The sequence below is a fragment of the Ancylobacter sp. VNQ12 genome (assembly GCF_049445835.1).
Taxonomy (GTDB): Bacteria; Pseudomonadota; Alphaproteobacteria; order Rhizobiales; family Xanthobacteraceae; genus Ancylobacter.
In genome coordinates this window covers 286,231-300,229 of record NZ_JBMSDU010000002.1, presented here as the reverse complement: position 1 = coordinate 300,229, position 13,999 = coordinate 286,231, and the positions used below count along the sequence as shown (strand labels likewise).

General features: G+C 68.2%; 11 protein-coding genes. 2 read left to right on the top strand and 9 right to left on the bottom strand.

Annotation, left to right across the window (positions count from 1 at the left end; genetic code table 11):
- The first annotated feature begins 58 nt into the window (after window positions 1-58).
- Complete coding sequence (mutS, locus tag ACO2RV_RS05035) at window positions 59-2,827, top strand: DNA mismatch repair protein MutS (RefSeq protein WP_423290456.1); 2,769 nt, start codon at window positions 59-61, stop codon at window positions 2,825-2,827.
- Between the two features lie 85 nt (window positions 2,828-2,912).
- Here the strand turns inward: mutS and ACO2RV_RS05030 are convergent, their stop codons facing one another.
- The 4 genes from ACO2RV_RS05030 to ppdK form a co-directional block, all read right to left on the bottom strand.
- On the bottom strand, window positions 2,913-3,128 hold the full coding sequence (locus tag ACO2RV_RS05030; protein WP_423290454.1) for a hypothetical protein: 216 nt from the start codon (window positions 3,126-3,128) through the stop codon (window positions 2,913-2,915).
- Window positions 3,129-3,232: 104 nt separating this feature from the next.
- Complete coding sequence (locus tag ACO2RV_RS05025) at window positions 3,233-3,442, bottom strand: cold-shock protein (RefSeq protein ID WP_423290452.1); 210 nt, start codon at window positions 3,440-3,442, stop codon at window positions 3,233-3,235.
- A 242-nt stretch (window positions 3,443-3,684) separates the two neighbouring features.
- Window positions 3,685-4,239: a cysteine hydrolase family protein gene (locus ACO2RV_RS05020; RefSeq protein WP_423290450.1), complete on the bottom strand. Its 555-nt coding sequence runs from the start codon at window positions 4,237-4,239 to the stop codon at window positions 3,685-3,687.
- 92 nt (window positions 4,240-4,331) lie between these two features.
- Complete coding sequence (ppdK, locus tag ACO2RV_RS05015) at window positions 4,332-7,010, bottom strand: pyruvate, phosphate dikinase (RefSeq protein ID WP_423290448.1); 2,679 nt, start codon at window positions 7,008-7,010, stop codon at window positions 4,332-4,334.
- Window positions 7,011-7,304: 294 nt separating this feature from the next.
- On the opposite strand from ppdK, the gene ACO2RV_RS05010 reads away from it, so the two are divergent.
- A complete protein-coding gene (locus ACO2RV_RS05010) occupies window positions 7,305-7,703 on the top strand; it encodes a DoxX family protein (RefSeq protein WP_423290446.1) in 399 nt (132 codons plus the stop codon).
- A 62-nt stretch (window positions 7,704-7,765) separates the two neighbouring features.
- Here the strand turns inward: ACO2RV_RS05010 and ACO2RV_RS05005 are convergent, their stop codons facing one another.
- The 5 genes from ACO2RV_RS05005 to ACO2RV_RS04985 form a co-directional block, all read right to left on the bottom strand.
- Window positions 7,766-7,924 (bottom strand): DUF3096 domain-containing protein, encoded by a 159-nt coding sequence (locus ACO2RV_RS05005; protein WP_423290444.1) that lies wholly within the window; start codon window positions 7,922-7,924, stop codon window positions 7,766-7,768.
- A gap of 124 nt (window positions 7,925-8,048) precedes the next feature.
- Complete coding sequence (gene glyS, locus ACO2RV_RS05000) at window positions 8,049-10,112, bottom strand: glycine--tRNA ligase subunit beta (RefSeq protein ID WP_423290442.1); 2,064 nt, start codon at window positions 10,110-10,112, stop codon at window positions 8,049-8,051.
- 111 nt (window positions 10,113-10,223) lie between these two features.
- Complete coding sequence (locus tag ACO2RV_RS04995; protein WP_423290440.1) at window positions 10,224-11,555, bottom strand: MFS transporter; 1,332 nt, start codon at window positions 11,553-11,555, stop codon at window positions 10,224-10,226.
- A gap of 166 nt (window positions 11,556-11,721) precedes the next feature.
- Complete coding sequence (locus ACO2RV_RS04990; protein ID WP_423290438.1) at window positions 11,722-12,957, bottom strand: NAD(P)/FAD-dependent oxidoreductase; 1,236 nt, start codon at window positions 12,955-12,957, stop codon at window positions 11,722-11,724.
- A 69-nt stretch (window positions 12,958-13,026) separates the two neighbouring features.
- Window positions 13,027-13,971 (bottom strand): glycine--tRNA ligase subunit alpha, encoded by a 945-nt coding sequence (locus ACO2RV_RS04985; RefSeq protein WP_423290436.1) that lies wholly within the window; start codon window positions 13,969-13,971, stop codon window positions 13,027-13,029.
- Window positions 13,972-13,999 lie beyond the last annotated feature (28 nt).

Genomic DNA, 13,999 nt, shown 5'->3' with positions numbered 1-13,999 from the left:
GGGGATAACCGACCGCGAAGCTTGATAGGCGCCCCTTCCCTCTGCCAGCGTCTTCGCCATGGATGCTCCCGTGAAGAAAGCTGAACCCGACGAGGCGACGAGCGCGCCCGCCACCGTGCGGGCGGGCGGCGACACTGAGCGCGTCACGCCGATGATGGCGCAGTTCATCGAGATCAAGACCGCCAATCCCGGCAGCCTGCTGTTCTACCGGATGGGCGATTTCTACGAACTGTTCTTCGAGGACGCCGAGCTCGCCTCGCGCACGCTCGGCATCGTGCTGACCAAGCGCGGCAAGCATCAGGGCGAGGACATCCCGATGTGCGGCGTGCCAGTGGAGCGCGCCGAGGAATATCTGCATAAGCTGATCGCCGCCGGCCATCGCGTCTCGGTGTGCGAGCAGACCGAGGACCCCTCGGAAGCCAAGAAGCGCGGCCCCAAGAGCGTGGTGAAGCGCGACGTGGTGCGCCTCGTCACGCCCGGCACGCTGACCGAGGACGCCCTGCTCGACGCCCGGCGCGAGAACGTACTGGCGGCGGTCGCGCGGGTACGGAGCGGGGAAGGCGAGGACGGTTATGTCTACGCCCTCGCCTTCGCCGACATCTCCACCGGTTCGTTCCGCGTCGCCGAGACCGATGCGCTGCGTCTGCCCGCCGATCTCGCCCGCATCGAGCCGGCCGAGCTGCTGGTGGCGGACGCGGTTTATGACGAGCCGGCGTTCAAGGCGCTGTGGCGCGCGCTGCCAGCGGTGACGCCGCTGCCCAAGGAGAGCTTCGACGGGGCGGGCGCCGAGCGCCGCATCGCCGGCTTCTTCCAGGTGGCGACGCTGGATTCGTTCGGCAGCTTCTCCCGCGCGGAGCTCACGGCGGCCGCCGCCATCGTCGCCTATGTCGAACGCACCCAGCTGGGCGCCCGTCCGCCTTTGAGCCGGCCGCAGCGCGAGGCTTCCACCGAGGCGATGGTGATCGACCCGGCGACGCGGGCCAACCTCGAGATCCTTCGCACCACCACGGGCGACCGGGCCGGCAGCCTGTGCGCCTCGGTGGACCGCACCGTCACCTCGGCCGGCGCGCGCCTCCTGTCCCGCCGTCTCGCCGAGCCGCTGACCGATCCTTCCCGCATCGCCGCGCGGCTCGACGCGGTCGAACACCTGGTCGATGAGACCGGCCTGCGCGCCGCCTTGCGCGAGCGGCTCGCCGGGGCGCCGGACCTTGCCCGCGCGCTCTCGCGCGTCGCACTGGGGCGCTCGGGTCCGCGCGACCTCGCCGCCATCGGCCGCGGCCTCGGCGAGGGGCTGGAGATCGCCCGGCTGATCGCCGCCTCCCCGGCCCCGGCCGAACTGACGCAGGCCGCGCGCGTGCTGGGTAGCGTCGATCCGGCACTGGCGGCGACGCTTCAGGCCGCACTCGGTGACGAACTGCCGCTCAACCGCCGCGACGGCGGCTTTGTGCGGGCGGGCTATGCCGACGAGCTCGACGCCACCCGCGCCATGCGCGACGAAAGCCGGCGCGTGGTGGCGGCGCTGGAACGGCGCTATGTCGAGGAAACCGGCGTCCGTGCGCTGAAGATCCGGCACAACGCGGTGCTGGGCTATTTCGTCGAGGTCAGCCAGCAGAACGCCGACAAGCTGCGCGAGCCGCCTTTCGACGTCATTTTCGTCCACCGCCAGACCATGGCCGGGGCGATGCGCTTCACCTCGACGGAACTCGCCGAGCTCGAAGCGAAGATCGCCAGCGCCGGCGAGCGCGCGCTCGCCCTGGAGCAGCGCATCTTCGACGAGCTGGTGGTCGCGGTGTTGGCGCAGGCCGAGGCGATCCGCGCCTGCGCCGAAGCGCTGGCGGTGATCGACGTCACCGCCGGCCTCGCCCGCCTCGCGGTGGATGAGGGCCATGTGCGGCCCGAGGTCGATGGCGGGCTGGATTTCCGCATCGAGGGCGGGCGCCATCCGGTGGTGGAGCAGGCGCTGCGCCGGGACGGCGGGCCGTTCGTCGCCAATGATTGCGAATTATCCCCGCCCGAGGGCGCCCATTCCGGCCGCATCTGGCTCGTCACCGGCCCGAACATGGCGGGTAAGTCCACTTTCCTCCGGCAGAACGCGCTGATCGCCATATTGGCGCAGGCGGGCGCCTTCGTGCCGGCGAAGCTGGCGCACATCGGCGTGGTCGACCGGCTGTTCTCGCGCGTCGGCGCGGCGGACGATCTGGCGCGCGGGCGCTCGACCTTCATGGTCGAGATGGTGGAGACCGCCGCCATCCTCAACCAGGCGACCGAGCGCTCGCTGGTCATCCTCGACGAGATTGGCCGCGGCACGGCGACCTTTGACGGCCTGTCCATCGCCTGGGCGAGCCTTGAGAACCTGCATGAGGTCAATCGCTGCCGCGGCCTGTTCGCCACGCATTTCCACGAACTGACCGCGCTGTCCCAACGCCTGCCCCGCCTCGTCAACGCGACGGTGAAGGTGAAGGAGTGGGAGGGTGAGGTGATCTTCCTGCACGAGGTGGTGCCCGGTGCGGCGGACCGCTCCTATGGCATCCAGGTCGCCAAGCTCGCCGGCCTGCCGCCGGCCGTGGTGGCGCGGGCGCGGGCGGTGCTGACCGAATTGGAGAATGCCGACCGTGCGGCCCCGGCGCAGCGCATTCTCGACGATCTGCCACTGTTCGCCGCCATCAACCGGGCGCCTGCGGCGGTGCCGGCAGGTCACGCCGCGAAGGCGGACCCAGTGGCCGAGGCGGTGAAGACGGCGCTGGCCGGGATCGATCCCGACGAGATGACACCGCGGGAGGCGTTGGAGGCGCTGTACCGGCTGAAGGCGGCGGCGAAGGGCGGGTAGCCGGCGCTACGGCAGCTCTGCCGCGCGGGATGAGGCCGGAGGGGCCGTCCGCCGCCCGCGTGGTTTCGTGCGGCCCAGGGGGGGGCTATTTCGCGCCGCGCGCGCCGGTCTTGCGCGTGGGGGCGGCGGGTACCGCCGCGTCGCGGGCCATGCGGGCTTCGCGAAGCCGCGCGGTCTTGGCGTCGCGCTTGGCGATCTCCTGGTCGATCATGGATCGAGCGATGCGCGACACCGCCTCGGCCTTGCTCTCGGTTTTGGTGAGATTGGGCTTGAAGATCCCGTCGTGATTGGCGCTTGCCATCTCCGCTACTCCTCAAAATGAAAAAGGCCGGGGTTGATCCCGGCCTTCCCTAGTGCTCGTTGGCTCGTGCCAGTACATCCGTGGTCAGGAGCCGACGGCACAAATCACGCCGCCTGCAGGCTGCCGGCGGTCTGCTTGCCGGTGCGGGCGTCGGACTCGACCTCATAAGAGATCTTCTGCCCGTCGCGCAGCTCGGTCCAGCCGGCCCGCTGTACAGCGGAGATGTGGACGAAAATGTCCGACCCGCCATTGTCGGGCTGAATGAAACCATAGCCCTTCTGGCTGTTGAACCACTTTACGGTGCCCGTCGTCATGACGAAGTCCTTCCATTCGACATAGAAAATCGTTCGATCACCTCGTGGTGATCGTCACGCCGTCATCGATTTGAGAGGAAGTTCGCCGCCGCGCGGTGAGCGCAAAACAAAGTTCAACGTGCAAGATCGATGTGGATAACTTATAGATTCAAAGACCATAATTCAACCCCGCGCCAATTTTATTTTTCTACCTGGCCGAGTGCCGTTACGGAATTCTCGAAATAGAGCCGCGCGCGGTAGTCCTAGAGCAGCGCTGCGGCCCGCGTGACGATGCAATATTCGCCGTCCATATTCGCCAGCGACATGGCGTGCACCTCCTCGGCGCTACGCAGCCGCCCGGCATGGTCGGCACGTGCAAAGGTGAAGCAGGCGTCCTCGACAAGGCGCACGTCGAAGCCGAGATCGGACGCCATCCGTACCGTCGCCTCGACCGAGTTGTTGGTGATCACCCCGGCGATGACGAGGGTGCCGATGCCGGCCGCGCGCAGGCGTCGTTCGAAGTCGGTACCGATGAAGGCACTGTGCACCTGCTTGGCGAGGACCGGCTCGCCGGGCAGCGGCATTGCCTCCGGCTTGAAGGCGCTGCCCGGCCCGTCCTTGGCGTAGGTCGAGCCCGGATGGGTCGATTCATGGCGGATGTGAAAGATCGGCCGTCCGGCCTCGCGCCAGACGGCGATCAGACGGGCGATGGCGCGCTCGGCCTCTGGATTGTTGCGCGGACCGGACGCCGCCCACCGGGGATGGTCGATGGCCCTTTGCAGGTCGATGATCACCAGCGCGGCGTTGGCGGGCAGCATGTGGAGGCCTCCTGTCGGCCCCCAACGCAAAATGGCCGGGGGAGGCCCGGCCATTCTGGTTCAGTATCGGCGATGCGTCACGCCTTTGCAGATCACGCCTGGCTGGCGGCCTGCGTCTTCAGCGCCGCCTGGGCCGCGGCAAGGCGGGCGATCGGCACGCGGAAGGGCGAGCACGACACATAGTCAAGGCCGACTTCCTCGCAGAAGGCGACCGAGGCGGGATCGCCGCCATGCTCGCCACAGATGCCGAGCTTGAGCTTGGGGCGCACCGCGCGGCCGCGCTCGGTGGCGAGCTTCACCAGCTCGCCGACGCCCTCGACGTCGATCGACACGAAGGGGTCGACCTCGAAGATGCCCTTGTTGATGTAGGTGCCGAGGAAGGTGCCGGCATCGTCGCGCGAAATGCCGTAGGTGGTCTGGGTGAGGTCGTTGGTGCCGTAGGAGAAGAACTCCGCCGTCTCGGCGATCTCACCCGCCTTCAGCGCCGCGCGCGGCAATTCGATCATGGTGCCGACCTGGTACTCCAGCTTGGCACCGGTCTCCGCCTCGACCTTCTTGGCCGCGGCGTCGATGACCTCCTTGACCAGGTCGAACTCCTTCTTGCCGGTGATGAGGGGGACCATCACCTCCGGCACCACCGGCTTGCCGGTCGACTTCTGCGCCGCCGCCGCCGCCTCGAAGATGGCACGCGCCTGCATCTCGGCGATCTCCGGGAAGGCGATCGCCAGACGACAGCCGCGGAAGCCGAGCATCGGGTTGAATTCGTCGAACTCGCGCTTGCGGGCGGCGAGCTTGGCGGCGCTCACTCCGAGACCTTCGGCGACTTCCGCGATCTCCGCATCGGTGTGCGGCAGGAACTCGTGCAGCGGCGGGTCGAGCAGGCGGATGGTGACCGGCAGGCCGTCCATGATCTCGAACAGCTCCTGGAAGTCGGAACGCTGTGCGGCGAGCAGCTTGGCGAGCGCGGCGCGGCGGCCCTTCTCGTCATCCGCGAGGATCATTTCGCGTACGGAACGAATGCGGTCGCCGTCGAAGAACATGTGCTCGGTGCGCGAGAGGCCGATACCCTCGGCGCCGAAGTTCTTGGCGGTGCGAGCATCCAGCGGGGTTTCCGCATTGGCGCGCACCTTCAGGCGGCGCACGCCGTCGGCCCAGCCCATCAGGGTGGCGAACTCGCCGGAGAGTTCGGGCTGAAGGGTAGGCACCGGGCCGGCGATCACCTGGCCGGTGGCGCCGTCGATGGTGAGGATCTCGCCCTTCTTCAGCGTCACGCCGCCGGAGGTGAGCGTGCCGGCGGCATAGTCGACGCGGATGGTGCCGGCGCCGCAGACGCAGGGCTTGCCCATGCCGCGCGCGACCACTGCCGCGTGCGAGGTCATGCCGCCCCGGGTGGTGAGGATGCCCTCGGCCGCGTGCATGCCGTGAATGTCTTCCGGCGAGGTCTCGATGCGCACGAGGATGACCTTGCGGCCCTGCGTCTTCAAGAGCTCGGCGTCGTCGGCGGAGAACACGATCTCGCCCGAGGCGGCGCCCGGCGAAGCCGGCAGGCCGGTGCCGATAACCTTCTTGTCGGCCTTGGGGTCGAGCATCGGGTGCAGCAGCTGGTCGAGCGCGGCGGGGTCGACGCGGGCGATGGCTTCCTCGCGGGTGATCACGCCGTCATTGGCGAGCTCGACCGCGATGCGCAGCGAGGCCTTGGCGGTGCGCTTGCCCGAACGGGTCTGCAGCATCCACAGCTTACCGCGCTCGACGGTGAATTCGAGATCCTGCATGTCGCGATAGTGCGACTCCAGAACGCCGGCGATGCGCTGGAACTCGGTGAACACCTCCGGCAGCGCCTTCTCCATGGAGGGCTTGTCGGAGCCGGCGGCGATGCGCGCCACTTCAGTGATGTTCTGCGGCGTGCGGATGCCTGCCACCACGTCCTCGCCCTGGGCGTTGATCAGGAACTCGCCATAGAGCGCGTTCTCGCCGGTGGAGGGATTGCGGGTGAAGGCGACGCCGGTGGCCGAGGTCTCGCCCATATTGCCGAACACCATGGCCTGGACGTTGACCGCCGTGCCCCAGCTCTCGGGGATGGCGTGCAGGCGGCGATAGACGATGGCGCGCTGGTTCATCCACGAGCCGAACACGGCACCAATGGCGCCCCAGAGCTGGTCGTGAGGGTCCTGCGGGAACGGGCGGCCCAGTTCGTGCACCACCAGTGCCTTGTAGCGCGTGACGATTTCCTTCCAGTCGTCGGCCGTAAGGTCGGTGTCGAGATTGTAGCCCTGGTCACCCTTGAAGCCGTCCAGCACTTCCTCGAAATGGTGGTGCGGGAAGTCGAGCACCACGTTCGAGTACATCTGGATGAAGCGGCGATAGCTGTCATAGGCGAAACGCGCATCGCCGGAGGAGGCGGCGACCGCCTCGACGGTGACGTCGTTGAGGCCGAGGTTCAGCACCGTGTCCATCATGCCCGGCATGGAGGCGCGGGCGCCCGAGCGCACGGAGACGAGCAGCGGGTTGGCCGGGTCGCCGAAGGTGCGGCCGGCGAGCTTGCCGACATGGGCGAGCGCGGCTTCCACATCGGCCTTCAGCGAGGCCGGATAGACGTTGCCGTTGGCGTAGTAATAGGTGCACACCTCGGTCGAGATGGTAAAGCCGGGGGGCACCGGCAGGCCGAGATTGGACATTTCCGCGAGGTTTGCGCCCTTGCCGCCGAGCAAATTGCGCAGTTCCGCCGCACCTTCTGCAGTGCCGTCGCCGAAGGTGTAGACCCATTTCGTCATTTCGGAAGCCCTGTTGGTGTGAGGTGCAAAGGCACCCTCATCGCCGTGATGGAAATTCAACCGAGGTCGAAAATTAAGCACCTACAATGGGTTCGGTCGCTTTGAGACAGTCGTTCCGCGCCTTTTCCCACCCGATGATCTAGCGGTTTGAGGTCTTTCATTCAATCCATCATTTGCAGTGCGGCATGGTTTGTTGCCGCGCACCGGAACGTGACCGGAAAGATGGATTGTGACACGCGCCCGCATGATGCTGATATTGCGGGCCGGAAACCGAACTATCGCAAGGGGCCTTCCATGATCGCCGTTCTGAACCGTCTCGCGCCGCATACCCTCAGCCTGCTGCGCGTCGCCTCCGCCCTGCTGCTGTTGCAGCATGGCGCTACCAAGATCCTCGGCCTTCCCGCCACACAGATGACCGGTGTCAGCCTTGTCACGCTGCCGGGCATCGCCGGCATCATCGAACTGGTGGGCGGCGTGCTGCTGCTGATCGGCCTGTTCACGCGCCCGACCGCCTTCATCGTCTCGGGCATGACGGCGGTGGCCTATTTCCTCGTCCACGCGCCGCGGGACTTCTACCCCATCAACAATGGCGGCGAGCTGGCGGCGCTGTACTGCTTCGTGTTCTTCTATCTCGTCTTCGCCGGTCCCGGTCCGTGGAGCGTCGATGCGCTGCGCGGCGCCGACAAGGCCTGAGGGTCTCAGTGCGTCAGTGCCCGGGCTTTGCCCGGGCACTACGTCTTATTCGGCCGTGCCGCTCACAACGGCAGGTGGCCGGTGCGGCCGAGCAGGCCCATGACGCCGATGAAGATGAGATAGATCGCCACGATGTAGTTGAGCAGGCGCGGCATCACCAGGATGAGGATGCCGGCGATCAGCGCCACGATGGGCTGGATGGTGACGATGTTGATTTCCATGCGAATCTCCCCGGAGTGGTAACGACATAAGCCGCCTGGGCACGGATGGTTCCGCGCCGGAGGCGCTTGTCGCTCCACCGAACGGGCATAGGATACCGTCCGTCCCGGCCGCAGGCGAGGGCGCTCAGCCCTCGATCCGGTCGAAATCGGCGATGGCGCGGGTAATAGCGCGGATGTCGGCGAGCAGGCGCAGCCGGTTGGCGCGCAGGGCCTTGTCCTCGGCGTTCACCGTCACCTTGTCGAAGAAGGCGTCGACCGGCGCACGCAGGGTCGCGATCAGCGCCATGGCGGCCTCGAAATCCTCGCGCTCCAGCGCCGCCTCGATCTGCGGGCCGAGATGGGCGATGGCCTCGGCCAGCGCGCGCTCCTCCGGCTCGTGCAGCAGCACCATGTCGACACCGCCTTCATAGGCGACGCCGTCCTTCTTCTCCTCGATGCGCAGAATATTCGCCGCGCGCTTGGTGCCGGCGAGCAGCGTCTTGCCGTCCTGCGTGCCGAGGAACCGCCCGAGGGCCTCCACCCGCTTCACCACCAGCAGGAGGTCGTCCTGCCCCGGCAGCGCGAACACCGCGTCCACGAGATCGTGGCGCGCACCGCTCTCGCGAAGGTGGACCTTCAGGCGATCGGCGAAGAAGGTGAGGAGGTCGGGCTCGACGAACTCGGCGAGCTTCACGGTGAGCCCGTTCTCCAGCACCAGCCGTACCACGCCCAGCGCGGCGCGGCGCAGCGCATAGGGGTCCTTCGAGCCCGTCGGCTTCTCGTCGATGGCCCAGAAGCCGACCAGCGTGTCGAGCTTGTCGGCCAGCGCCACGGCAACCGAGACCGGCGCGGTCGGCACGGTGTCGGCCGGGCCCTGCGGCTTGTAGTGTTCCTCGGCTGCCGCCGCGATTTCCTCCGGCAGCCCTTCGAGCCGGGCGTAATAGCGCCCCATCAGGCCCTGCACTTCGGGGAATTCGCCGACGACTTCCGTGCGCAGGTCGCTCTTGGCGTAGAGCGCCGCCTGCCGCGCCAGCGCCGGGTTGGCCCCGACCAGTGGCGCCAGCGTTTCCGCCAGCGCGGCGATGCGCTGGATGCGCTCCAGCTGCGAGCCGAGCTTCTCGTGGAAGGTGACGTTGCCGAACTTCGCCAGCCGCTCGTCCAGCGGCACGGTCGCGTTGGTGCGCTTGTCGGTTTCCCAGAAGAACTTGGCGTCCGACAGGCGGGCGCGGATAACACGCTCATTGCCGGCGATGATCGCCTTGCCGTCGTCGCTCGCCCTCAGGTTCGACACCAGGATGAAGCGGTTGGCCAAGCGCCCGGTCGACGGGTTCTTGAGCACGAAGCACTTCTGGTTGGCGCGGATGGTGGCGCGGATCACCTCGTCTGGCACGTCGAGGAAACCCTCCTCGAACGAACCCATCAGCACGACGGGCCATTCGACGAGACCGCAGATCTCTTCCAGCAGGCCGGCATCCTCGACCAGCTCCAGCCCTTGCGCCAGTGCAAGGTCCTTGGCGTCATTGAGGATGATGTCCTTGCGCCGCTCGCGGTCGGCGACGACGAAGGCGGCTTCGAGCTTGGTCATCCAGTCGTCGAGCCGTCGCACGCGGATCTCAGCCGGCGCGAGGAAGCGGTGGCCGCGCGTCACATCGCCGGATTTCAGCCCGTCGATCTCGAACGGCACCACCTCCGGCTCCTCGGTCTCCGGGCCGAAGGTGCAGACGATGGATTGCAGCGGCCGCACCCAGCGTAGCGCGCCGGGATTGACCGAGGCCTTGCCCCAGCGCATCGACTTCGGCCAGGGGAAGGAACGCACGATTTCGGGGACGATCTCGGCGATCACTTCCGGTGTGGTGCGGCCGTGCTTGTGAATGCGCGCGACGTAGAACTCACCCTTCTTCGGGTCGCTCTCGATGCTCGCCTGATCGATGGAGGCGAGGCCCGCCGCCTTGAGGAAGCCCTGAATGGCGCCGTCGGGCGCGCCGACGCGTGGACCCTTGCGTTCCTCATGCGTGTCGGGCTGGTGCGCCGGCAGGCCATGCACCGCCAGCGCCAGCCGGCGCGGGGTGACGAACGCCTTGGCGCCCTCATAGACCAGGCCGCGCTCCACCAGCGCGTCGGTGACCAGCTTGCGGAGCGCATCCGCAGCGGCCGCCTGCATGCGGGCGGGGATTTCTTCGCAGAACAGTTCGAGCAGGAGATCGGGCATGGCGGTTCGATGCGCTGAGGGCGGGCGCGGCGCGCACCCGCCTCGGTGGAAGGATCGCCGGACGCCCTAGCACGGGACGACGCCCGACGGGAACACGGATTTGCCGCGCCCTCAGTCCAACGCGACGCCGCGCCGCTCCTTCATCGTCACGGCGGCGAGGAGCGAGATGGCGGCGATGACGATGAGATACACCGCCGGCCCCATGTCGTACTGCTCGCGATTGACCAGATACACCGCCACCATCGGCGCCGTGCCGCCGGCGAGGCCGATGGCGAGGTTGTAGCTCAGCGAGAAGGCGGTGCAGCGCGTCGCCGGGCGGAACATCTCCGCCAGCACGCAGGGGATCGGCCCGGCATAGCAGGCGACGAGCACGGCAAAGCCCAGCTGGCCGAGAAACGCCTGTTCCGCATCGCCGCTGTCCAGCAGGCGGAACAGCGGCCAGGAGAACAGCACCAGGCCGGTGAGGCCGGTGCAGACCACCGGCTTACGGCCGATTTTGTCCGACAGCGCGGCGAAGACCGGGGCGAGCACCAGAACGACGATCATGCTGATCGTGTTGATCTGCAGCGACAGCCGCGCGGTGAGCCCGTCCACCTGCTGCATATAGGTCGTCAGATACACGAACAGCAGGTAGAAGCCGGCGCCCAGCGTCAGGTTCAGCGCCGCCGCGCGCAGCATGTCGGGCCCGTCGCTGCGAAAGGCGAGGATGAGCGGCAGCTCGCCCTTCGGCCGGTTTGCCGGCTTCGCGCCGTGCGGCATTTTTCCGGCGGCCTCGTCCTCGGCCGCGCTGCCGCGCAGATAGAGCGTGAAGCCGCCGAGCAGGATGCCGAGCAGGAACGGGATGCGCCAGCCCCAGGCGATGAGGTCGTCCGTGCTCATCGCCATCGCCGTCACCGCCCCGACCAGCGAGCCGAGCAGCGTGCCGCCCGAGGCGCCGCAGCCGGCGAAGGAGGCGATCAGCCCGCGCCGGCGCGGCGTGGCGCTCTCGGCGAGGAAGATGGCGGAGGTGGTGTATTCGCCGCCGATGGAAAGCCCCTGCAGCAGCCGCAGCAGCAGGAGCAGCACCGGTGCCAGCGCGCCGATGCTGGCATAGGTCGGCAGGAGCCCGATGGCGACGGTGGAGCCGGTCATCATGAAGGCGGAGACGAACAGCGCCTGCCGGCGACCGAGGCGGTCGCCGATATGGCCGAACACCACACCGCCGATCGGGCGCATCAGGAAGGAGGCGGCGAAGATGCCGAAGGCCGAGATCAGCCCGACAAACGCGTCGCTCTCGGGGAAGAAGTTCTTGGCGAAGATGGCGGCGAGAAAGCCATAGGCCGCGAAGTCGTACCACTCCAGCGCATTGCCGAGCGCGCCCGCCGCGAGCGTCGACGGCGCCGTCCGGCGCAGCGGGGGTCTGGTGTCCGGGTAGGCCGCATCCTCAAGGCTGGTCACCGACACGGACATCATTTCCCGGAAGGGCGCGGAATCTGGCTCAGCCCGGCGGCAACCGCCGGCGGCACGGGCCGGCCGGAGCCGCCCCACAGGCCCGGCGAACGCGCGCATTGGTCGAGTATAGCGGCACCGCGCGGCGGCGGAAGCCACCCGCCCCGCCGATCTGCTCGCATTACGGCGCGGCGCGGTCGATGGCGACGTCGTCGTACCAGGCCTCGCGCTCGCCGGCGATCATCCGCGCGACAAGCCGGGAGGCCATGTAGCTGAAGGTGATGCCGTTGCCGCCATAGCCATAGGCGGCGAAGATCCGGGGATGGCCAGGCACCTCGCCGATCAGCGGCAGGCCGTCCTGCGTCGTGCCGAAGGCGCCGGACCAGATCGTTTCCGCCCGTGCCTCGGCCCGCGAGTAGAGCGCGGCCAGTTTGGCGATCAGCGCGGCGGCCTTTGCCGGCGCGCAGGCGGCGCGATCCTCGCGTTTCCCCATGCCGTCCTCGTCCTCGCCGCCGATGATGATGCGGCCCTCGCTCGTGGTGCGGGCGTAGAGATAGTTCTCCGAGGCCTCCCAGATCAGCGCCCTGTCGCGCCATAGGCTGGATGGCGGCTGCGGCGGCGTCGCCACGGCCCAGCTCGCGCCGGTGTTGTGAAGGTTGGAAGTGACGATGTCGGGCAGGACATAGCCGGTGGCCAGCACCACCGCGCCCGCCTCGATCTCATGGCCGCTGGCGAGCACGACGCCGGCGCGGCGGCCGAGGCTCTCATAGCGCACCGCTTCGGCCTTGAAGAAAGTGGCGCCGCCCTGCGCTGCCGCGTGGAGCACGCCCTGGGCGAGCAGCAGCGGGTCCGCCTCGGCGGCGCCGGGCGAGAGCAGCGCCGCCTCGCGCTCGATGCCCCAGTCGCGCCGCAGCGCGGCATGGTCGAGGAAGACGCCGGGAAGCCCGGCGCGCTGGCGCAGCGCCAGCTCGTGCCGCAGTTCGGCGGCGCCGATGTCGCCCGCGGCCAGGTAAAGCGAGGGGCGGGCACGCAGGGCGCAGTCGAGGCCCCGATCCCGCACCAGCGCGGCGAGGCCGGCGACCGAGCGCAGGCTGTGGGAATAGATGTTGGCGGCGCGCTCGAAGCCGAAGCGTTCGGTCAGGAAGCCGAGCCGGCGGTCGATCTCCCACAGCAGCATCGCCGTACTGGCGAGGGTGCTGCCGAAGCCGGCCTGTTCGCGCTCGATGACGCAGACCTGATGGCCGCGCGCGGTGAGATGATCGGCCATCAGCGCGCCGCTGATTCCGGCCCCCACAACCAGGACATCGCAGCGCAGGTTGCGCGCCGGCGAACGGAAGTCCGGTGTGGCACCAGCCTTGCGCCAGGGCGGCCGGCCTTCGCGCAGGTCTCCCTGTTCCGTCGTTTCGGGATCGAACATCGGGCAGAGTTCTCGCGGGGTCGAGTGTCAGGGGAGGGACTCCCTGAACCCGCGAGCGGCGCTTTGGTTTCAGGCGGCCGGCGTGCCGCCCGCTTCCGTGGCGAGCCAGGCGGCGCCGCAGGCCTTGGCGAGTTCGCGCACCCGCAGGATGTAGCTCTGCCGCTCGGTGACCGAGATCACCCCGCGCGCGTCCAGCAGGTTGAAGACGTGGCTGGCCTTGATGCACTGGTCATAGGCCGGCTGCGCCATCAGATGGCGGGCCTTTGTGCCGTCTTCCCAGCCGGCCTCGAGATATTTCGCCGCCGCGCTCTCGGCCATGCGGAACTGCTCGAACAGCATGTCGGTGTCGGCATGTTCGAAATTGTGCCGCGAATATTCCTTCTCGGCCTGAAGGAACACGTCGCCATAGGTGACCTTCTCGTCGCCCTCGCGGCCGTTGAAATTGAGATCGTAGACGTTCTCGACGCCCTGCACATACATGGCGAGGCGTTCGAGGCCGTAGGTCAGCTCGCCCGCCACCGGGGCGCATTCGAAGCCCGCCACCTGCTGGAAATAGGTGAACTGCGAGACTTCCATGCCGTCGCACCAGCACTCCCAGCCCAGCCCCCAGGCGCCGAGCGTCGGGCTCTCCCAGTCGTCCTCGACGAAGCGCACATCGTGCAGATGCAGGTCGATGCCGATCGCCTCCAGCGAGGCGAGGTAGAGCGCCTGCAGGTCCGGCGGCGAGGGCTTCAGGATGACCTGGTACTGGTAATAATGCTGGAGGCGGTTGGGGTTCTCGCCATAGCGCCCGTCCTTGGGCCGGCGCGAGGGCTGCACATAGGCGGCCTTCCACGGCAGCGGCCCGAGCGCGCGCAGCGTGGTGGCGGGATGGAAGGTGCCGGCGCCGACCTCCATGTCGTAGGGTTGCAGCACGACGCAGCCCTTGTCCGCCCAGAAGGCATGGAGCGCGAGGATGAGCCCCTGGAACGACTTGTCGGGGCGCATATGGGGCGGCAGCTTGGGATCGATCATCGGGACGGCCGGCAGTTGGCGGGAAAAA